Source organism: Paenarthrobacter sp. CC6 (genome assembly GCF_040560085.1).
In the GTDB taxonomy this organism is placed as follows: Bacteria; Actinomycetota; Actinomycetes; order Actinomycetales; family Micrococcaceae; genus Arthrobacter; species Arthrobacter nicotinovorans.
Map to the genome: position 1 here is coordinate 377755 of NZ_JARDAN010000007.1, position 21275 is coordinate 399029.

The following is a 21275-nucleotide window of genomic DNA, read 5'->3' on the forward strand; positions in this document are numbered from 1 at the left end:
GATTCGATCGCGTCTGCTAAGACGTGCAACCACTACTGCAATGGCAACGGGTCTCCTGGCATCCGGGCTGGTGGGCGCCGGACCAGCCCTTGCCGACTACCAGCCAACTCCGTACATCGACGGCGTTCCGTACGTTGGGTCCGAGATGCGCCGCCAGTACAACTACGATTACTGGGGTTGCAGGAACCCCGACGGTTCCAGCGACGGCATCACCCTGGAGTGGCTGCGCGACGGTGAGACCCTACCCCAGGAACGCCAGGGAGAAACCCTGAAGGTCCTGCCCGAAGACCAGGGCTCCAGGATCTCGTTGCGTGTCCATCCGTTGACTCCCGGTGAGCCCGGCTGCCCCACAGGCACGCAATTGAGTGCGGAAACCGCGCCGATCAAAGCGTCCAACCGGGCAATGGGCTGGACAGGCAGGGGCAACTTCGAACCCCTGGCCCGGACCGCCGACGGCCGGCTGATCCTGTACCCGCGGACCTACACGTATTACAAGGGCGCCTGCGAGGGACCCTGCCCCGCGTACTGGGGAACATGGGACGAACCCCGGCAGGTAGGGGCGGGCTGGAACATGTTCAACGTTGTCTTCTCGCCCGGCGACTTTGACGGCGACGGATTCAATGACCTCCTTGCCAGGAACTCAGCGGGCCAGCTGTTCCTCTACCCGGGGGACGGCGACGGCGGCTGGCTTCCTGCCCGCCAAGTGGGCGCCGGTTGGAACATTTTCGACTCGATCGTGGGTCCCGGGGACTTCAACGGCGACGGCCACAACGATGTCCTTGCCCGGAATCCCGCGGGCGATCTGTTCCTGTACCCCGGAGATGGCGAGGGCGGGTGGCTGGCGCCCGGCAAGGTGGGCTGGGGCTGGCAGGTCATGAACAAGATCATCACCAGCGGCGACATGAACGGCGACGGCACAGTGGAGATCTTCGGCCGCGACCACAGCGGCGGCCTCCAGCTGTACCCCACCGACGGCCAGGGCGGCTGGGGTGTTCCCGCGTTCATGGGCAGCGGCTGGAACACGTTCCGGGATGTGTCGGGCCTGGGCAGCTTCGCTCATCAGAAGTACAACAACCTGGTTGCCATCAACCAGAACGGCGATCTTGTCCTGTACTCCACAGGCGCTGCCACCACAGGGCTTTATGGTCCGTATGGCCCGGTCGGCAACGGCTGGGACGTGTTCCGGGAACTGCTCTAGCGGTCCATTAGAGGGACTGCCCCCACACCGTCAGCTGGAGCTTCACCGTCGCGCGGGCATCATCCCCGCCCTCCGATGCGGAATTCTGCTGGATCATTGCCAGAAGCAGGCGGAACACGCCCCGCGTTTCCGGGGTTTTTCGCCGGCGCCAACGGAATGATCCAGCAGAATCTGCACGCTTCATCAGGAACGCACGGGCGTTTCCAGGCCCAGGTTTTCGCGGAGCGTGGTGCCCCGGTACTCCGTGGGGTACACGCCACGGTCCTGGAGCTCGGGCACAAGGTGGTTCACGATCTCGTCCAGGCCGGTGGGGATGAGCCATGGCGAAATGTTGAAGCCGTCCACGGCGCCAACCCTGGCGTATTCCGCGAGGTGGTCGGCGACGGCGGTGTAGGAACCGGTAAAGGTGGCATCGATGCGTGCCGTCTTTGAGGTGACGAACTGCCGGATGCTCAAGCCCTTGTCCTTGGCCTCGGCCCTCCACTGATCGGCAAGTTGCCGTGCCTTGGCACCGTGGAATCCGCTGCCACGGGTTTCGGACGTTTCCTCCACCACGGGATCGATCTCCGGGAGGGGACCATCGGGATCGTAGGAGGAAAGCTCGCGGCCCCAGAACTGTTCCAGGTAGGCAATCGCCTGCTGGGGTCCGATCTGCAGGCTCCGGACCCAGGCCTTTTTCTCCTGGGCTTCCTGGTCCGTGGCGGCAAGGATGAATTCGCTGGCAGGCATGATCTGCACCGCGTTCGCACCCCGTCCGGCAGCTACGGAGCGGGAAACGATGTCGCGCCGGAACTCGACGGCGTCGTCGAACTTGGGGTGCGCGGAGAAGATGACGTCCGCTTGCCGGGCAGCGAAGTCGCGGCCCTCGGGTGAGTCGCCGGCCTGGAACAGCACGGGCCGGTACTGGGCACTGCGGGGCAAGCGCGGGGTGACATCCACGGTGTAGTGCTGCCCTTGGTGCACCACCCGGCGTGCGGGGCCGGTGGGCGTGTCCCAGGAGTCCCAGATCCGCTTGGCGGTTTCGACGAAGGCCTCGGCGTGCTTGTAGCGATCGGCGTGGTCAAGGTAGCCGCCACGGCGGAAGTTTGCCCCGGTCCAGGCGTTGTCCGTCGTCACCACGTTCCAGGCTGCCCGCCCGCCGGAGATGAGGTCCAGCGAGGACAAGCGGTGTGCAAGGTCTGCGGGGTCGTTGTAGGTAGTGTTCTGCGTAGCCACCAGGCCGATGTTCTTCGTCACGGACGCCAAAGCAGCGAGCATGGTCTGGGCATCGGGCCGTCCGGCGACATCCAGGGCATGCGGGCGCCCGAGGTGTTCGCGGAGCCGCAGCCCTTCCCCCAGGAAGAACGCGGCGAACTTGCCACGCTCAGCCGTTTGCACGATGTGGCGGAACGATTCGAAGTCGGTCTGCGAACCGGATTCGGCCGCTTTCCAGATGGTGCCGGAGTTGACGCCCTGGAAGAAGATACCGAACTGGATCCGGCCGCTCGGCTGGAAGATATCGCGTGTCATGCTGGTCCCTGCTTTCCTGCGGCGACGGCCGCGGCAGATGTCGAATAGCGGCTTTGGGGGCGCTCCAGGCCGAGTACATCGCGGAACGTCCCATCCAGGACGGGCGGCCGCAATGAACCGCGGCGCCGGAGCTCCGGGAGGGCCAGCCGTGACAGTTCCTCCAGTTCCACCTCCAGGGCCGCGGGGTGGAGGCGGACTCCGTCGGCCTCGGCGAGCAGCACCTCAAGGAGCTCGATGAGTCCATCGGCGGGGCCGGTGTAACGCGCCCGTTCGCTGTCGGACAGGGCCGCCTCGGGTGAGGCCACCGGGCGTGAGGCCGCGCTTTGCCCGCGTGCGTCCAGGATGACGTCGAGCTCCGCCACGATCGCCACCGAGCCGCCCAGCCGTGAGCGGACATCCCGGATTTCGGCAGTCAGCAGCTCGGGCGTCGGCGCGGACACCAGGACAGCGTCCACCGCCTCAACCGGAACCTGGCCTTCGCCCACCAGCTTCGCAGCTGCCAGCACGGGCAACTGGCCTTGCAGGGGCCTGGGGATGATGGACGGTCCCTTCACGGAATACGGCGTGCTGCTGAAGTCAACCGGGGTTTCAAAGTCCACGTAGTGAAGCTTGTCGACGTCCAGGTAGCGCCCCGTGGCGACATCGCGGATCACGGCGTCGTCTTCCCAGGAATCCCAGAGCCGGCGGCCCGTTTCGATCGAGGCGGCAGCTTCCTGTGCAAGAGCGTTACCCGTGACAAAGGAACGTCCGACGGCGGCCGCGGCCTCGGGCGACTCCGCCGCCGTGGCAATCCACCCGGCCCTGCCGCCGGAAACGTAGTCCAGGCTGGCAAGCTGTGTGGAAATGTGGAACGGCTCCGTATATACAGTGTCCACCTCGGGGACCACGGCGATGCTCCGTGTGATTGGTCCGGCAAAGGCCGCCCGTTGCAGGGCGTTCGCGCGACCGGCTTCCGGGGTGTCCTTGAAGGTTGCCGCGTGGAAGCCCGCGGACTCGGCGTCGAGGACGGCGCGGGCAAGGTTTGCGTACCCGGCACCATCGAGTTCAATGGCCAGGAACCCGGCCTTCTTGGCAATGCTCACTTCTGGTCCTGACGTTCGTAGGGAATCTTCTCGCCCGCTTCAATGGCCACCGGGAGCCGGTTTTCGGCGGGAGGCAGCGGGCAGGTCGCAAGGTCGGTGTAGGCGCACGGCAGGTTCACGGCCCGGTTGAAATCGAGCCGCACCGAGCCATCTGCGGCGGGAACCACGGACAGCGAGCGGTTGGCCGCGTAGGTGGTCTTGCCGGAGGTCTGGTCGGTGAAAAGCACGGACAGGGAACCCGGGGCATGCCCGTTGAAGGCTGTCAGCGCGAGTTCCTCGCCGGCCAGCTTGAAGCGGATCTCGCCCGGGGCTTCGTACACGTGCTGGATGCCTTCGACGGCGGCACCCACCGTGGTGGGCCGCGGGACCTCGAACGGGACAAAGGTACCGGCCACGGCGAAGGCAGCATTGGGCGTGTACGCCGGAGTGCCCTGGTACTGACGCAGGAGCGCGTTTTCCGGGTTTCGGGGACGCACGATGTACTCGCCGCCGCGCTTGGCAACCTCGATCACGGTGTCTCCTGATACCAGGTTGATGCCGCCGCGTTCCTCAATGGGTCCCAGCTCGAGGACGGTCCCGTTGTTCAGCTCGACACCGTCCTGCTGCAGGCTTTCGCCCGGTTCCAGGACGACACGCACGACGTCGGCGTCCACACTCCAGGTGCCGGGGGCACCTTCCAGCCGGGTCGCGTCGCCGGTCAGCCAGTGCAGGTGGGTCACGGCGAGGAAGCCGTGCGGGTGGGCACGGTGACGCTCATGGGCGTCGTGCCATTCCTGCCATTCCTCGTCAAAGGCTTCGAGGCCGGAGGCGGTGTTCGTGGCGCTGTCAGTTTGCGTAGACATGGGCGTTGTCCGTCCTGTTGAAGGCGTGGTCTGCGGTTACGGTTGCTGCGGCGTCGGGTTCGGTGGCGCCGGCGAATTCCGGGCGGCCGCCGAAGGGATCGTCGGATTCCCACAGGGTTGTCGGTGCGGACGCCCGGACTGCGGGAATGACGTCCAGGGCGAAGCGTTCCAGTATCTCCAGCTGCTGTTCGAACGGCAGTGTGGTGGGCAGGGAGATCGACTGGAGATCGTGGTTGTACAGCGAGTGGTAGCTGAGGATCTTGTCGATTACCTGCTCCGGGCTGCCTACCAGGGCCGGTCCCTCTGCCACGGCGTGGTGGATATCCCGGAACGGTGTGTTGTTGCCCGGAACGTTGCGCCCGGCAGTGAGTCCTTCGTAAACCGGGCCGTATTGTCGGATGGCTTCCTGGGTGGTGTCCGCGATGAACACACCGCCGGCACCGCTGCCCGAGCCGAGGTACTGATGCCGGGGATCGTGCCCGTGGCGCTCGTACTCTTCGCGGTAATGGTCGATCAGGACTTTGTAGTTCCCGCGCGGCTGGATGGCGTTGGCCGTGAACAGGGGATCGCCCCATTTGGCGGCGAGCGCAGCGGACGTCAGGGTTGTAGCCGAGCCGTGCCAAATCCGGGGCGACCCCGCGAAGGGGCGGGGCGTCGTCGTGGTTGGCTCGGTCAGCGCGGGCCGGAAGCGGCCCGACCACGTGACGCTTTCCTTGCGCCACAGCGTACGCAGCAGCGCGTACTTTTCCGCGAGCAGGTCCCACTGGTCATCGAGGGACAGCCCGAACAGCGGGTACTGCAGGACCTCGTTGCCCTTGCCGATCACAAGCTCCAGGCGTCCGCGGCTCAGTTGGTCGATAGTGGCGTAGTCTTCCGCCACCCGCACGGGATCCAGCACGGAGAGTACGGTGACGCCGGTCTGGAGGCGGATCCGGGTGGTGACGGCGGCAATCGCGGCGAGGACCGTCGTCGGGGATGACGAGACGAACTCGCCGGCGTGGCGCTCTCCCACGGAGAAGCTGTCGAAACCGAGTTCCTCCGCGCGGCGAGCCGTCTCCACCACCTGGTTGAGCCGATCAGCAGTGGAGACGATCTCCCCCGTCACCGGATTCTTCAGGTGCGGGATGATGTCGAGGACCTGGAACTTCACTTTCCCGTCCCAAAAGTGGCTTCCGTGACGGTCTTCGACTCCGGCACGGCTTCTTCGGAAAGTCCCCAGCGTTCCAGGACCTTGCCGTACGAGCCGTCCTTGATGGTGGAGTTCAGGGCTTCGGTGATGGCCGGAGCCAGGCCGTTGCCCTTGAGGGTGGTGGCTGCCACCAACGTTTCGGAGGGCCATCCGGCGTTGACCTTGCCAACCACTTTGAGGTCGTCGCGGGTGTTCTCGCGATAGGTCACCGAGGGGTAAGGAGCGAGGTTCAGGTCGGTGCGGCCGGACGACAACGCCAGGATGGTGTCGGCGTCGGAGGAGTAGTACTGAAGGGTGGCGGGAGCCTTGCCCTTCGCTTCGAGCTCCTTGTTCCAAGCCAGCAGGATCTTCTCCTGGTTGGTGCCGGAGCCCACGGAGATCTTCAGGCCGGAGATGTCATCCGAGCCCTTGATGTCGTAGCTGGAGCTCTTCTTCGCTTCGAAGCCCATGAACGCGGCACGGTAGGTGGAGAAGTCGAACAGCTTCACGCGGGCGGCGTTGATGCCCACGTTGGAGAAGACGGCCTCGAAGTCACCGGACTGGGTCTTGAGCGGCCAGTTCTCCCACGACGTCACCTGCAGGTCCAGGTCCAGGCCGAGCTTGTCGGCGACGAGCTGGGCGATATCCACTTCCACGCCGATCGGCGTTTTGTCGTCGGTGGCGTGGAAGGACAGCGGTATGGAGCCGGCTGTGGTGGCAACGGTCAGCTTGCCGTCCTTCGCGATGGCTGCGGGTACCGCTGCGGCCGCCGTCGTGTCCTTCTCACCCCGGATCCGGTTCTGGTCCACGGAGGTGTTGTAGACGATTCCGTTCTTGGCGGCTTCGGATTCGGGCTTTGCTGCCGACGCTCCAGGATCGGAGCACCCCGCCAGCGCAGGAAGCACGACGGCGGGAAGTACAGCAAGTGCCAGGAGCCGGCTTTTAGTTGAGCGCGGTTTTGTTTCATGAGCGGCGAAGCCGTGGGCGGTGCGAAGCATGGAGGGTGTCCTAGATGTTGAAAGCTGGTTCGATGACTTTGGAGAAGAAGCTCCGGGTGCGTTCCTCACGGGGGTTGGCGAAGATGTCCTGGGGTGTGCCGGACTCGACGATCAGGCCATCGTCCATGAACACCACGGTGTCCGCGACGTCCCGGGCAAAGCCCATCTCGTGGGTCACGACGATGAGCGTGGTTCCGGACGTGGCGAGTTCCCGGATAACGTCGAGGACCTCGTTGACCAGCTCCGGGTCCAACGCGGACGTCGGCTCGTCGAAGAGCAGGATCTTGGGATCGAGTGCCAACGCCCGGGCGATGGCAACGCGCTGCTGCTGGCCGCCGGAAAGCTGGCGGGGGTAGGCGTCGGCGCGGTCTTTCAAGCCCACCCGGTCCAGGAGCTCCAAACCGCGCTTCCGGGCCTCGGCCTTGGAACGCTTCTGGGCCACGATCGGCGCTTCGATGACGTTCTCCAGTGCCGTGAGGTGCGGGAAGAGGTTGAAACTCTGGAACACCATGCCGATGTTGGTGCGCTGCTTGAGGATGTCCTTCTCACGGAGCTCATGGAGCTTGTTGCCGCGGACCTCATAACCCACCAGTTCGCCATCGATGGTGATGTAGCCGCCGTCCACCTTTTCCAGGTGGTTGATGGTCCGGAGCAGGGTGGACTTGCCCGAACCGGAGGGGCCCACGATCACCGCGACGCCGCCCGGCGGAACCGACAGTGACACGCCTTTGAGGACCTCGGTGGCGCCGAAGGACTTACGGACGTTGGTGATATCCACCTGTCCGCGGGTCGCTTGCCGGTCAGCAGAGGCGGGCCGGGCCGCCGTCGTGCCAGCTGACGCGGCAGCCGACGTTTCAGCCGGAGCCTCGTCCGCGGCCTGTGCTGTCGTCTTGGATTCTTTGCGTGCGGCGACGGTGCTCATCGGGCGTCCTTCGTGGGAGAGGCAGCAACATGGGTAGCGAAGAATTTCCGCGCTTTCTGCAGCGGGGTAAGCGGCAGGTTCCGGACGGCACCCTTGGAGAAGTGGCGTTCGATGTAGTACTGGAAAACGCTCAGCACCGAGGTGATCACGACGTACCAGAGCGTCGCCACGAGGAGCAGCGGCAGCACCTGCTGGGTCCGGTTGTAGATGACCTGGACTGTGTAGAACAGCTCGGAGTAGGCCAGGACGTAAACGATCGACGTGCCCTTGACCAGGCCGATGATCTCGTTGAAGGCGTTGGGCAGGATGGCACGCATGGCTTGCGGCAGCACGATCCTGGTGTTCCGTTGCCACGCGGGAATGCCCAGCGCGGAGGCCGCTTCCAGCTGGCCCTGGTCCACGGAGAGGATGCCGCCGCGGATGATCTCCGCGGAGTAGGCAGCCTGGTTCAAGGTGAGCCCCAGGACTGCTGCAGCGAACTGGCTGATCAGCGTAGTGGTCTGGGCCTCGAAGAAGCGGACGTCCGTGAACGGGATGCCCAAGCTGATCTTCTCGTAAAGGTAGCCAAGGTTGTACCAGAGCAGCAGTTGGACCAGCAGCGGAGTCGACCTGAAGATCCACGAAAAGGTCCACGAGACGGAAACCAACAGCGGGGACGCCGACAACCGCATCAGGGCGAGGATGAACCCTAGGACGAATCCCAAGACGCCTGAGATGGCCGTGAGCTTGAGGGTTTCCACCAGGCCGTTGACTACGGATTGTGCCGTGAACCATTGGGCCACCACGCCCCACTCCCAGCGGGGGTTGGTCACAAGGGACCATGCGATGGCGGCCACGCCGGCGGCCACCACCACTGTGCCCACCCAACGCCAGGGATGACGGGCAGGAACCAGCTTGTACTCGGAATAATCCGGGGTGGGCGGTGCAGTGTCCGCCGTGGCAGGCGGTGCGATTGCACTCATGCGCCACCTCATTTCAGATCGGTTGTTGTCTATCGGATGGCTGCCAATCTATGGGCGTGCGAAACCCCGCAGCAAGGCGGGAATTTGCACTTCTTCACTGGACTTCGCGGAGCTTCGCCGGGGTTCTCACGGCGTCACAATCATCGTCATGCAGGGCCATATGAGTCGCTTCGTTGCGTGGGTTGACGGTGCGTGACGCATGGTGAACGGCGGTTACCGGCGCCTCGACCCATGCACCCAAAGCTCCCTAGATTGGGCATCACCAACCACTGCATTCCAGGAGATCCCATGCCGTCACGAGTTCCCGCCATCGCCTTCATTGGCGGCGGCCCGCGCACGGCCGGCGTCCTGGAACGGTTGGCCGCCAACCGGCCCGGCCTGTTCGAGGGTCCCCTTCACCTCCACGTCATTGAGCCCTACCAGCCAGGCTCCGGGCGGATCTGGCGCTATGACCAGAGTCCGGGGTTGCTGCTGAACTCCACCGCAGCCGATGTCACCATGTTTACTGACGAGTCCGTGACGTGCGAGGGGCCGTCCGTACAAGGACCGGGACTGTCCGCCTGGGCCGCCGGAGTACTTGATGGCAGCATCCGTGATGTTCCTCCTCTGGAACCGCACCTGCTCGCCCAGCTGCGCTCGCTGACCCCGGCGTCGTTCCCCACCCGGCAGCTCCAGAGCAAATATCTGGAGTGGTTCTTCGGCCGCGCCGTCAGCGCACTGGGCCCCGAAACAACGGTGACGGTGCACCGCGACACCGCCACCGGCGTAGAACGTTCCGGCGCTGACAGGCACAGCGTGCGGCTGGCCTCCGGCGGCGAGGTTGTTGCCGACGTCGTGGTGTACTCGCTGGGCCACACGGATTCCCTTGTTGACCGCGAGTCTGCCCGCCACAGCGACTTCGCTGCCCGGCACGGCGGCTTCCACGCCCCGCCGTCGTACACCACGGATGTCGACTACTCCGGGATCGAGGCCGGTCAGGACGTGATCGTCTCCGGCATGGGACTGGCGTTCGTGGACTTGCTGGTGCTGCTGTTCGAGGGCCGCGGGGGCCGCTTTGAAGAACGGCCCGACGGCGAACTCGAGTACGTGCCTTCCGGCGCCGAACCGCGGCTCTGGGCGGGGTCGCGACGCGGCGTGCCCTACCACTCCAAGATCTCCTCGACCCTGCGCAGTCCTGTGGAGCATCCGCGGTACTTCACCGCCGAAGCCATCGGCGCCCTGCTGGCCGGGCATCACGAGCTGGATTTCCGTACCCAGCTGTGGCCGCTGATCGCCAAGGACGCAGGTTACGCCTACTACCGCGAGCTCTTCACCGGCTACCCTGAGCGGGTCCTGGGCACCTGGGCCGCCTTTGAAGCCCGGTTCGATGCTCTCGACTGGTACAGCCCGCAGCGCGAAGAACTTGTGGCGGTCTCCGTGCGGGACGCTGCCCTGCACCTCGACTTCGAAAAACTGGACCACCCGCTCAGTGGCTGCGCGTTCGCCGATCACGACTCGGTACAGCGTTCGGTGGCCGCCTATATCCAGCGGGACCTGGACCTTCGGACCGGCCCGGACCATTCCGAGACCCTGGCCCTGTTCACCGCATTATTGTTCGTCTACATGGACCTTGGCCGGCTGGTCCCGCAGGAGCGGCTGAACGCACGGTCCCAGCAGTCCATCCATGGGTGGTGGCACGGCTTCTTCAGCTTCGTGGACTCAGGGCCGCCGTCGCACCGGCTCCGGGAGATGCTCGCGCTGCACAGGGCCGGGTACTTGAAATTCCTGGGCCCCGGCATGTGGGTACGGGCCGATGATTCCATGGGCCGCTTCGTGGCGGGGTCCTTCCAGTCGCCCGTGGTGGTGGATGCATCCGCCTACATCGAGGCGCGCCTGCCTTCCGCTTCCGTGGAACGTTCGGCGAATCCCGCTTTGGCGGACCTGCACGACGCCGGATGGGGCACCGAGCAGCGGCTGCTCACTTCCGAGGGCCCACACTCCACCGGGAAACTCCTGATCTCCGGGAATTACGAGGTATTGTCCCCTGTTGGTACACCACAGAATGGTTTGTTTGCCGTGGGGCCGTGGACCTCGGGCTGGGGTGCCGGAGCCTTTGCACGCCCCAGCACCAACGCAGCCCCGTTCCGGGAGAACGACGCCCTCGCGCGCAGGATCCTGGCCACGGTTGCTGCCACGTTGGAGGGAGCCGGCGCGAGTGCCCCGGCCTCGGTTCCAGCGCCCCATCCCAACTAGGGGACAGCAAGAACCGCCATGACAGCAGCTGCTGTCCCCCACTCGGGTTCCACCTACGAAAGGCCAGACATGACAACAACGCCAACCCTGCCGACGTCGGGCCTTACCGTCCTCAGCCTGCCCATGCGCGATCCCCGCGTCCGCCCGCTCCTGGACGAGCTCGCCGTCGAATACAACACCCGATACGGTGACCTGTTCAGCAGCGAGGGCGCAGCCGAGGAATTGAACCGCTACCCCGCCGAGGAATTCGCGCCGCCGCACGGAGCGCTCATCATCATCCAGGAAAACGGTGAATCCGTGGCCGGTGGCGCCTTCCGCCGCTACGACGAGCACACGGCCGAGCTCAAGCGGATCTGGACCCACTCCGCCCACCGCAGGCGCGGACTGGCTCGCCTGGTCCTGGCCGAACTCGAAAACGAAGCCCGTCGGCGCGGCTACCGGAAGCTGTACCTGACCACCGGTCCACGCCAGCCCGAGGCGAAGAATCTGTACCTCGCCACGGGTTACAAAGCCCTGTTCGACCTCGCCGCGGACCCCGAAGACATCAAGCATTTGGCCTTCAGCAAGGATCTTGCCAAGCCCAGCTATGCTATGCGCATGGCCAACGAACCCAAAGCAACAACTGCTGAGAAACTCGCCACCATCCAGCAGGGGTACACCCTGCAAGGTGCCACCATCGAGCTGGGTGCCGCGATCGTGGACGGTGAAGTCCACAAGGAAGCCCAGGTCCGCCTGCCCCTCGCCATGATGAACCGCCACGGCCTTGTGGCAGGCGCTACCGGCACCGGCAAGACGGTGACGCTGCACATGATCGCCGAACAACTCTCGACGGCGGGCGTCCCGGTTTTCCTCGCGGACATCAAGGGTGATCTGTCCGGATTGGCGACGCCGGCCACCGGCAGTGAAAAGCTGACGGCACGTACGTCCTCGCTCGGCCAGGACTGGCAGGCCAAAAACTTCCCGGTCGAGTTCCTTTCGCTCGGCGGAGACGGCAACGGCATTCCGGTCCGGGCCACCATTACCTCGTTCGGGCCCATCCTGCTCTCCCGCATCATGGACCTCAACGACACGCAGGAGTCCAGCCTCCAGCTGATCTTCCACTTCGCGGACCAGAAGAACCTTGAACTGATCGACCTCAAGGACCTCCGCGCCGTGATCCAGTTCCTGACCTCGGACGAAGGAAAGGCCGAACTCGCCGAACTGGGCGGGTTGTCGAAGGCCACCGCCGGTGTCATCCTCCGCGAGCTGGTCGGCTTGGAAGCGCAGGGCATGGAGAAGTTCTTCGGCGAACCCGAGTTCGACACCGCCGAACTGCTCCGCACAGCACCCGACGGCCGCGGTGTCATCAGCTGCCTGGAACTGCCCACGCTCCAGACCAAGCCCCTCCTGTTTTCCACGTTCCTCATGTGGCTCTTGGCGGACCTGTTCGAGGACCTCCCCGAAGCCGGCGACCTCGACAAACCCAAGCTCGTGTTCTTCCTGGACGAGGCCCACCTGCTGTTCAACGACGCCTCCAAAGCCTTCCTCGACGCCATCACCACCACCGTCCGGCTGATCCGTTCCAAGGGCGTGGGTATCTTCTTCGTCACCCAGACCCCCAAGGATGTCCCGGCCGATGTCCTGGGCCAGCTGGCCAACCGCGTGCAGCACGCCCTGCGCGCCTTCACCCCCGAGGACGCCAAAGCCTTGAAGGCCACCGTGTCCACCTTCCCTGTCAGTGACTACGACCTCGAAGAGACCCTGACGTCAGCCGGCATTGGCGAGGCCGTCATCACCGTCATGAACGAAAAGGGCGCCCCCACGCCTGTGGCGCTGACCCGGCTCCGTGCCCCCGAGTCGGTCATGGGCCCCAGCGCCGACGATCTCATCAAGAGCACCGTCGCCGCGTCCCCGCTCCTGGCGAAGTACGGGACAGCCGTGGACAACCTCTCGGCCTACGAGAAACTCAATGGCCGGGCAGCCGCACCGACAGGCGATGCCGCACCGGGGCTGCCGCCCGTGCCATCTTCCGGTACGCCCGTTGGAACATCCCAAGCGGACATAGACGCCGAAGCCCGCCGCATCGAGGAAGAGATCCTGGGACGGCCCAGTTCACGGCCGTCCACTTCGACCACCGACTCCTACCCGGCGCCACCCGCTCCCCAGCCTGTCCCCCAGCAAGCACCACCACAGGACAGCGGCATGTTCGGCGACATCGCCGGAGCCCTTGGCGGCGCACTGGGCGGTGGCCTCAAGAGCATGGTCCGATCCATGGGAACGCAGCTGGGCCGGGACCTCATGCGCGGAGTTTTTGGCACGTCCTCACGTCGCCGGCGCTAGCTTCGCCAGCCTGGTTGAACCCCGACGCCGGGTGGCAGCGACGCCTGCTGCCGCCCGCCGTCGGGCTTCTCCAGACGGCTGATAAAACGTCATAACGGGTACCTCCTGCACGGCGTGGGCTGTTGCGGCAGGTAACGTAAAGGGCGTGCAGTTGAGTCAAGCGTTCGTCAAGACCGCAGCCGGATGGCTGCTCGGTCTGATGCTTGCTGTCGTCGGCGCGATCGTCTGCATCAACCTGGTGGGCTCTTCCGTGGCCAGTCCGCAGCAGCCCGTCAAGGAGTATCTGCAGGCGCTCCAGGACGGCAAAGGCGAAGAAGCCCTGGGCCTCCTGCGGGCCAAAGTGCCCAGCGCCAACGCGGCCATGCTCGACGGCACGGCCCTCCAAACCGCCGCTTCCAAGCTGTCGGACGTCCATGTGGGGAATCCCGAATCCCGCAGTGCAAACCGGGTAGCCGTTCCCGTGGACTACACCTTGGACGGCAGCCGGCTCCACACGGAATTCCTCATGGAACGAACCGGTACGCAGTGGCTGTTCTTCGGGAAGTGGGCGTTCGTGCCCACCACCCTGCCCACCATTGATGTGACCGTGGTGAACTCCAGCGAAGCCACCCTCAACGGCGTTCCCGTCAACATGCCCAACGGCCGCAACACGTTTGCCGTGTTCTTCCCGGGCAAATACGAGGCCAGCCTTAACGGTACTTATTTCGAAGCTCCCGCAACCTCCGCGCTCGTCACAACGCGCGACGGCGGACAGGCACCCCTGAACCTGCAGACCCGGTCCACCAAAGCCATGAACGATGCCGTGGCCGGCAAAGTGCGCGAATTCCTGGACACCTGCGCAGCCCAGGCCACCGAACAGCAGCGCCTGCAGCCCGACTGCCCGTTCTACCACGTCAGCAATGCCCGGGTAGTGGACGGCACCATCAAGTGGGCCATCACGGAGTATCCCAAGATCACCATTGAACCGTTCAGCGGCAAATGGGTTGTTGCTCCGTTGAACGGCAAGGCTACGCTGACCGCCCGGGAGGTCAACCTGTTCACGGGACTCGTGAACGACCTCAACGTGGAGCACGACTTCAGCTTCACCACCCAGTTGGATGTCAGCGGCGACACTGTGACGGTTACACCCCTGCTGACGTTCTAGCCTGCGGGAAAAACCCTTTTGTACTGCTTTTTGGTACTGCAGGGCTGGTTTTTGGTACTGCAGGGCTGGCGCCGCCAGCGTAGTGGCACGCGGCCTTTGGGGATCAGGCCCCGGTGAAAACAGAACGGCCCGCCTCCTGCCCGGTGTGGGAGGAGACGGGCCAGCTGCGTGGGGTTTAGTCCATGCCGCGGAGGTCCAGCACGAGCTCAGACTCCCCGTCGGCCTGCAGGACCACCGGAATGCCCCAATCCTGCTGGTACAGGTGGCAAGCGGCGTGGTCCGGGATTTCGCCGTCTTCGGTTTCCGGTCCATCACAGGCGGCCGCGCGGGCCGTGATGTGCAGGATTCCTTCGGGGACATCCGCCGACAATTCAAGCGTGCGCAGGAGACCCACCGAGGTCCCGCCTCCGGAAACCAGGAGCTCGGGCGGTGTGGAGGAAATCTTCATCTGGGTGGGATCGCCCCAGCGGTCATCAAGCTTTTGACCGGTGGGAGCCTTGAAGCGAACGGCCAGCTCAAGGGTTCCGGGCGTGACCGGGCTCTTGGGGCGGTGCGTCTGCGATGCGCCCTCGTCCACCTGTTGGGCTTCCTTGGGGATCGGTACCAGGACCAGCTGGTGCTTGTTCGATTCCACCACTACCAGCAACGGATCGCTGCCTTCCACCTGGACCACCACGACGTCGCTCGGCTCAGCGAGGCCCCGGGCCAGGGTGGAGACGGACTTGGTGGCGGGGTCGTAGCGGCGCACAGCCCCGTTGTAGGTATCGGCGATGGCCACGGAATTGTCCGGCAGCACAGTTACGCCCAAAGGGTGCTGCAAGCGGGCTTCGGCGGCTTCCCCATCACGGAAGCCGAAATCGAACAGGCCCTTGCCCACTGCGGTTTCCACGGTCACGCCGGAATCGCTGACCACCAGGCGGCGCAAGGACGATGTCTCCGAGTCAGCTACCCAGATGTTGTCTTCGCCGTCGATTGCCAGGCCGGAGGATTGTGCGAACCAGGCTTCCTCGGCTTTGCCGTCCAGCAAACCTTCAAGACCGGAGCCGGCCAGGATGGAGACCTCATTGGCCAGGGGGTCGAAAGCGAAAATCTGGTGTGTGCCGGCCATGGCGATGACCACCTTCTGCAGCTTTTCGCTCCAGACCACATCCCAGGGCGAGGAAAGGGACACTTCCGTGCCGCGCCCGAGAGCACCAACATCCAGGGCGTCCCCGGCGAAGTCAGCCGGACCGTCGTCGTGGTGTTCAGACCAAGTACCGGCGCCGGAGTCGGTGACACGGGCGGGGCCGGTGTCCAGGAGCCGCTGCACTCCGTTGCCTGCGATCGTCTGGACGTATCCCGAGCTGAGGGTCACGCCGCGGAGGCGGTGGTTGACGGTGTCGGCCACCACGGCGTCGTAGCCGAGCTTCCAGGCCAGCTCCGACGGCAAAAGGGTGACGCCCTGGGGTTCGTTGAACCGGGCAATTTCCGATTGCCCGTCCAGGTAGCCCTTGGTGCCGGACCCGATGATCCGCTCCACGGTCTCCAGATCCGGGCGCAACTCCACCAAACGGTGATGGCCGGAATCCACCACCAGGTAGTTTCCGTTGGCGAGCTGGGTCGCCTTACCGGGGAACCGCAGAGTGCCCGACGTCGGCACAGGGGCTACGTATGGACCGTCACCGCGGTGGAGGGTCCCCTTGGCTTCATGTTCAGCGACGAGTTCTTCGAGCAGGACGGCGAGGCCGTCTGCGTGGCCCTCGCCGGAAAGGTGGGCCACGATGTAGCCCTCGGGGTCCACTACCACCAGCGTGGGCCAGGCACGGGCGGTGTACGCCTTCCAGGTGGCCAGTTCGGGGTCATCCAGCACAGGGTGGTGGATTTCGTAGCGTTCGACGGCTGATGCCAAAGCGACAGGATCTGCCTCGTGTTCGAACTTGGGCGAATGCACGCCAACGGTTACCAGGACGTCCGAGTACTTTTCTTCCAACGGACGCAGCTCGTCGAGAACGTGCAGGCAGTTGATGCAGCAGAAGGTCCAGAAGTCGAGAAGCACGATCTTGCCGCGCAGGGACTCGAGGTCCAAGGACTTCCCACCGGTGTTGAGCCAGCCGCGGCCCTCGAGTTCGGAGGCCCGGACCCGGTGTTGGGTACGTACGGTTTCGCTCATCAGCGTCCTTCCAGCTTGGTGTTCGGGTCGGTGTGCCCGGAATTGTCGTTCGTGGGGCGCTCGGCCGGGGCTGTTGTGGTTGCCCTGGCAGTGCGGCTTGCAAGCTTGGCATCACGTTCAGCCAGCCGGGCAAACATATCGTTGTAAGCACTGAGATCGGCGTCGTTATTCCTGTCGGCCGCACGATCCACCCGGCGCTTCTCCCGTTCGTCGGACCGGGACCACATCACTGCCACGCCGATGGCCACCAGCAGCGTGGGGATTTCGCCGATGCCCCAGGCAACGGCGCCGCCCAATTGTTGGTCTCCCAAGGCCGAGGGGCCCCAGGCGCGGCCGAGGTTGCCGAAGTAGTCCGCAGCGAGCAGGCCGGTGCCACCCATGATGGATACGCCAAAGAACGCGTGGAAGCCCATGGTTGCCAGAAGGAGCAGCAGCCGCATCGGATACGGTGCACGGCGTGGCAAAGGATCGCTGCCGATCATGCTCAGGACAAAGATGTACCCGGTCAGCAGGAAGTGAAGGTTCATCAACTCATGGCCCACGTGCTCACGCATGGCCAGACCAAAAAGGTCCGAGTAGTAGAACAAGACGATGGAACCCGCGAAGTTTGCCGCCGCGAACAGGGGGTGCGTGACCACTTGGGAGAACCTGGAGTGTACAAACAGGAGCAGCCATTCCCGGAGGCCACGGGAGCCATGGGTACCTTCACCCCGGGACGGCAGGGCCCGAAGGGCCAGCGTCACCGGAGCGCCGAGAACCAGGAAGATGGGAGCCACCATAGTGAGGGCCATATGGTCCACCATGTGCGCAGAGAACAACACCCGGCCGTAGACAGCGGGCGGGCCGGACGTGATGTAGGTCAGGACCACCAGGCCGATCATCCAGTTCACCGTCCGGAAAACGGACCACTGGTCGCCACGGCGCCGGACCTTGACGATGCCCATGATGTAGGAGACGGCGCCAAACAACGCCACGCCTACCCACAGCCAGTCAAAGCGCCATTCGGTCAGCCAGCGCGAAGGGGTGAGTTCCGGCGGCAGCTCGTATCCGGAAAGGATGAACGACGGCGACGCGTCCGGGGCGTAGGTGGTGGGCTGCGGCGGAGCCGAGCGACCCAACGCGACGGCGAGTCCCGACGTCGCGCCCATCACCAGCAGCTCAACCAGAACCAGCTGCCACAGCACCCGGCGCGCAGACATGGAGCCGTTCTTGCCGAGCTGCGGGATAACCCATTGGCGGTGCATGAAGCCGATACCGCCCAGCACCAACGTGGCGAGGGCCTTGGCCACAATGAGTTGACCGTAAGAGGAGCCGAAGAGGTCGGCCGGGTTGGTGACCCGGATGGCAGCGTTAATGACACCGGAAGCGAACACCAGGACGAAAGCGAAACCTGCCAGGGACGAGAATCGCCGAAGGGTCTGCTCCGTAATGTCCGGGGTCCCCTTCGTCCGGGAACCGGTGAGGATTCCGGACAGGACCGCCAGCATGATGATGCCGCCAACCCAGGTGGAGACGCCCACCAGGTGGAGGCCAAGGGAGTTGATGGCGCCCTCGTGATCGCTTGAACTGGAGGAGTGGCCGATGAGCGCCGTTGGAATCAGCCCGATCAGCGCGAGCACAAGCGTGAACGCCAGGCCCGTCAGGGACCGGACCCCGAACAGGGCTGTAGTGACCACGGCGGCAATAATGGTGACGGCCAGCCAGGCTTTGCCGGTTTCGATGTCCGTCATGAAGTAGACCAGCGAACGGGTGAACTCCGCGTCCCCGGAAAGCGGCTGTCCGGCGACGTCCGAATAGGTCAGGACCAGTACGGCGACTGCGGACAGTGTCCACGCAGCGCCAGCGGCGGCGGCAACCGCGAGGGCCCGGGCAAATGCCGGATGCTCGACGGCGTCGGCGTCTTTCTCGCGGGACCGGGAGCCACCGAGGTTCTTCGGCAGGATGCCCACGGCAAAGATCAGGCCGCCAATCACCGTGGCCACCGACACGTTGTGGATGGCTTTGGCAAACGGAAGGCCCCACCTGACCAGGGCGCCGGGATCTGAAACCTGGCGGGCCGCCGACGCGCCGGAGAAGATCAATGCCCCCGCAAGGGCGACGATCAGGACCGCCAGGCCCGCCAATTGCCAAGGAAGGGAAATCCCCGCGACTGTGGACCCTCCACGCGCTCCCGGCTTGGGAGGAGTCGAAGGGACAGTTGCGGAATTTCTTGCTGATGGCACTTATCCATTGTCCGCTACCTGTCGCCGGGCTGCGAATCGACAGGGCGCTATGTGCATTAACCCAAAGAAGAAGGGGCGGCAACCATCAGGTTGCCGCCCCTTCAAGGCCTATGCCGAAGAAGTTACTTCTTCTTGGCGACAGCTGCCTTCAGCTTGGAGCCAGCGGTCAGCTTGACGCTGTGGCCGGCTGCGATCTGGATGGTTTCGCCGGTCTGCGGGTTGCGGCCGGTGCGAGCTGCACGGTCGGTGCGCTCAACGGCGAGCCAGCCCGGGATGGTGATCTTCTCGCCGGCGGCGACAGAAGTCTCGAAAACTTCGAACAGTGCATCGAGCACGGAGTTGACTGCTGCCTGGCTGGTGCCAGCCTTGCCTGCTACCTCTGCAACGAGTTCACTACGGTTCTTAGCCATTTACGTCCTCCTGGACTCATACGTTTTTGAGCTTTCAAGCGGAATGCGAGCAAGCCACTGTTCGAAAACTTACCAGCTTGCGATGCCATGGCCAGCAAATTCCGCGTGTTTCCGCGCCTTTTTGACCAAAATCACCGGAATTTCGGGGTTTTTTGGAGCCATTTAAGCCCTTGGCGTACCCTGCGTCCTTGCCGCTGCTCCTGCGCCGTGCCGGTCAGAACAGGATGCGCTGGAACAAAACGTGGTCCTGCCACTCGCCAGCGATCTGAAGATAGGACGGCGCTACGCCGATCCGGTCAAAGCCGCAGCGCCCCAGGACAGCCTGCGAGGGGGCGTTGTGGAGCAGGGTTGCGGCCTGGATCCTGTGGAGGTCAAGTTCCTGTGTGGCCATATCGACGACGGCGGCTACCGCACCTGACGCGGCGCCCCTGCCTGTACAGTCCTGGTCGATCCAATAGCCAAGGTTGGCATTCCGGAAGGGACCTCGGACGATGCCGGTCAATGTAATCATCCCGTAAACGCCCCGGTCGCCGGTGATGACCCAGGGCACTTCGCTGCCGGCCGCGTACTGGTCGATCTTGGCGCGAATGACGGCTTCCTGGCCATGCTCGGTGAAGAATCCGTCGTCGCGGGTGGGCTCCCAAGGCGCCAGATGTCCGCGATTACGCAGGTACGCGCCAGCCAAATCCGCGGCGTCTGAAAGCTCAAGTGGACGAAGAAGCAACTGGTCACCACTATGGCCTTGGCCGATGGGCACACTTCGCACGAGATTCATCCCAAGACTCTACCGCCGGCTCCTTGGCCAATTGCGCAGGTGGCCGCGGAGTGATAGCTTTCGGGTGATCGTGAACAATCGGCAGGAGGTGAGACCCATGTACGCAGTATCCACCGTGGGCGCTCCCTGCATTCCACGATCCCGCGACTAAGCTGGTCGCTATCAGGAGCGCCCGTCACGCACATCGCGAAAGGCGTTCACTTGAACACTTCCTCATCTTCACCTTTTAGCAACAGTTCGACGGCGGCATCCGGCCGCGCGGGCACCGTCCAGTCCCAAGTTGAGTCCGGCTCCGCCGTCCAGCAACCGCCCAACAGGCAGCGGGCATTGGTCCTTGGCGGCGGCGGCTCCACAGGCAACGCATGGCTCATCGGCGCCGTCGCTGGCCTTTTCGACGCCGGACTGGATGTCGCCACCCCCGAGCTCACCATCGGCACATCAGCGGGGTCCACCGCGGCGGCCCAACTGGCCGGAGCCAGCCCTATCGAGCTCTTTGAAGCCATCCTCAGTTCGGTCCCACAGAAACCCGCAGGCGCTCATAAGTCCGCACCCCGCCAAGCTGCCGCCATGCCCGTTCGTTCCGTGCCCGGACCAAATTTGGAAACGGGACGCACTGCCACACGACCCGTGGTGGATCACATGGAGCGAACCGGAAATATCATGAAGGCCTCCTCTGACATGGCGGACATGCGCCGGCGGCTTGGAGCGTCCGCCGTAGAGATCGCCGCTTCCATGGAAGGTGCCAGCGCGCGCTGGCGGGACACAGTGGCAACCCGCTTGCCGCAAGCCCAGTGGCCGGAAAGAGCGATACTCCTGACAGCCGTCAATGCCCGGACGGGTGAACCGGTGGTGTTCGACCGGGAGAGCGGCGTGGATCTCGTGGACGCAGTGGCAGCCAGCTGCGCCAGCGGTTTCGCCTACAGCATCGGCGACGAGCAATACATCGACGGCGGCTACCGTACCAACGCCGAGAATGCGGACCTGGCGGCCGGATACGGAAGCGTGCTGGTGTTGTCACCCTTCGGTGGGCGAACCCGGACTCCTGCTGAATGGGGCATGCATCTCGATTGCCAAGTGGACGTCCTGCGCGCCGGCGGCAGCCAGGTGGAAACAATCATCCCGGACAGCGAAGCCGAGCATATGTTCGGCGTCAATGCGATGGACTTTTCCCTAAGGCCAGCCGCCGCTCGTGTCGGCTTTGAACAGGGCCGGGTCCTGGCTTCCCGGTTGGCCGGCTTCTGGGCTGCGCGTTAGCGTTACGTGGTTTGTTAAATGGAAGAGCCCCAACCGTGGTTGGGGCTCTTCGTTAATGGTTGTCCGGCGGTGTCCTACTCTCCCACACC

General features: G+C 64.6%; 16 protein-coding genes. 5 read left to right on the forward strand and 11 right to left on the reverse strand.

The window, feature by feature from the left end:
• The first annotated feature begins 40 nt into the window (after positions 1-40).
• The gene (locus tag PV760_RS08650) at positions 41-1198 is read left to right on the forward strand and encodes an FG-GAP repeat domain-containing protein (protein WP_354627574.1); all 1158 of its coding nucleotides are present in this window, start codon (positions 41-43) and stop codon (positions 1196-1198) included.
• A 183-nt stretch (positions 1199-1381) separates the two neighbouring features.
• On the opposite strand, the gene PV760_RS08655 is transcribed toward PV760_RS08650, so the two are convergent.
• From PV760_RS08655 to PV760_RS08685, 7 genes are read right to left on the reverse strand one after another with little or no spacing between them, the layout of a single operon-like run.
• Positions 1382-2707 carry an NtaA/DmoA family FMN-dependent monooxygenase gene (locus PV760_RS08655; protein WP_275776585.1) on the reverse strand — a complete coding sequence of 442 codons (1326 nt, stop codon included), beginning with the start codon at positions 2705-2707 and terminating at the stop codon, positions 1382-1384.
• On the reverse strand, positions 2704-3789 hold the full coding sequence (locus PV760_RS08660; RefSeq protein ID WP_354627575.1) for an LLM class flavin-dependent oxidoreductase: 1086 nt from the start codon (positions 3787-3789) through the stop codon (positions 2704-2706). The genes PV760_RS08655 and PV760_RS08660 overlap by 4 nt, the downstream gene beginning before the upstream one ends.
• The gene (locus tag PV760_RS08665) at positions 3786-4631 is read right to left on the reverse strand and encodes a DUF1684 domain-containing protein (protein ID WP_018778120.1); all 846 of its coding nucleotides are present in this window, start codon (positions 4629-4631) and stop codon (positions 3786-3788) included. Before PV760_RS08665 ends, PV760_RS08660 begins: the two co-directional genes overlap by 4 nt.
• The gene (locus PV760_RS08670) at positions 4615-5781 is read right to left on the reverse strand and encodes an LLM class flavin-dependent oxidoreductase (RefSeq protein ID WP_018778119.1); all 1167 of its coding nucleotides are present in this window, start codon (positions 5779-5781) and stop codon (positions 4615-4617) included. Before PV760_RS08670 ends, PV760_RS08665 begins: the two co-directional genes overlap by 17 nt.
• Positions 5778-6797 (reverse strand): ABC transporter substrate-binding protein, encoded by a 1020-nt coding sequence (locus PV760_RS08675; protein WP_055972966.1) that lies wholly within the window; start codon positions 6795-6797, stop codon positions 5778-5780. The genes PV760_RS08670 and PV760_RS08675 overlap by 4 nt, the downstream gene beginning before the upstream one ends.
• Before the next feature lie 10 nt (positions 6798-6807).
• The gene (locus tag PV760_RS08680; protein ID WP_018778117.1) at positions 6808-7719 is read right to left on the reverse strand and encodes an amino acid ABC transporter ATP-binding protein; all 912 of its coding nucleotides are present in this window, start codon (positions 7717-7719) and stop codon (positions 6808-6810) included.
• The gene (locus PV760_RS08685; RefSeq protein ID WP_200942052.1) at positions 7716-8681 is read right to left on the reverse strand and encodes an amino acid ABC transporter permease; all 966 of its coding nucleotides are present in this window, start codon (positions 8679-8681) and stop codon (positions 7716-7718) included. The genes PV760_RS08680 and PV760_RS08685 overlap by 4 nt, the downstream gene beginning before the upstream one ends.
• A 288-nt stretch (positions 8682-8969) precedes the next feature.
• On the opposite strand from PV760_RS08685, the gene PV760_RS08690 reads away from it, so the two are divergent.
• The 3 genes from PV760_RS08690 (at position 8970) to PV760_RS08705 (ending at position 14376) form a co-directional block, all read left to right on the forward strand.
• Positions 8970-10913 (forward strand): FAD/NAD(P)-binding protein, encoded by a 1944-nt coding sequence (locus tag PV760_RS08690; RefSeq protein ID WP_354627576.1) that lies wholly within the window; start codon positions 8970-8972, stop codon positions 10911-10913.
• Positions 10914-11036: 123 nt separating this feature from the next.
• On the forward strand, positions 11037-13232 hold the full coding sequence (locus tag PV760_RS08700; RefSeq protein WP_502921433.1) for a GNAT family N-acetyltransferase: 2196 nt from the start codon (positions 11037-11039) through the stop codon (positions 13230-13232).
• A gap of 151 nt (positions 13233-13383) precedes the next feature.
• Positions 13384-14376: a hypothetical protein gene (locus PV760_RS08705; protein ID WP_179128412.1), complete on the forward strand. Its 993-nt coding sequence runs from the start codon at positions 13384-13386 to the stop codon at positions 14374-14376.
• A gap of 175 nt (positions 14377-14551) precedes the next feature.
• Here PV760_RS08705 and PV760_RS08710 read toward each other — a convergent pair whose 3' ends face one another.
• The 4 genes from PV760_RS08710 to PV760_RS08725 form a co-directional block, all read right to left on the reverse strand.
• A complete protein-coding gene (locus tag PV760_RS08710; protein ID WP_018778111.1) occupies positions 14552-16525 on the reverse strand; it encodes an NHL domain-containing thioredoxin family protein in 1974 nt (657 codons plus the stop codon).
• Positions 16525-18747, reverse strand: a complete 2223-nt coding sequence (locus PV760_RS08715; protein ID WP_055972984.1) for a bifunctional copper resistance protein CopD/cytochrome c oxidase assembly protein — start codon at positions 18745-18747, stop codon at positions 16525-16527. Before PV760_RS08715 ends, PV760_RS08710 begins: the two co-directional genes overlap by 1 nt.
• A gap of 122 nt (positions 18748-18869) precedes the next feature.
• Positions 18870-19157 (reverse strand): HU family DNA-binding protein, encoded by a 288-nt coding sequence (locus PV760_RS08720; protein WP_011776355.1) that lies wholly within the window; start codon positions 19155-19157, stop codon positions 18870-18872.
• Between the two features lie 214 nt (positions 19158-19371).
• Complete coding sequence (locus PV760_RS08725; RefSeq protein WP_354627577.1) at positions 19372-19932, reverse strand: GNAT family N-acetyltransferase; 561 nt, start codon at positions 19930-19932, stop codon at positions 19372-19374.
• Between the two features lie 201 nt (positions 19933-20133).
• Here PV760_RS08725 and PV760_RS08730 point away from each other — a divergent pair, with 201 nt between their 5' ends.
• Positions 20134-21186, forward strand: a complete 1053-nt coding sequence (locus PV760_RS08730) for a patatin-like phospholipase family protein (protein ID WP_354627578.1) — start codon at positions 20134-20136, stop codon at positions 21184-21186.
• The last annotated feature ends 89 nt before the right edge of the window (positions 21187-21275 follow it).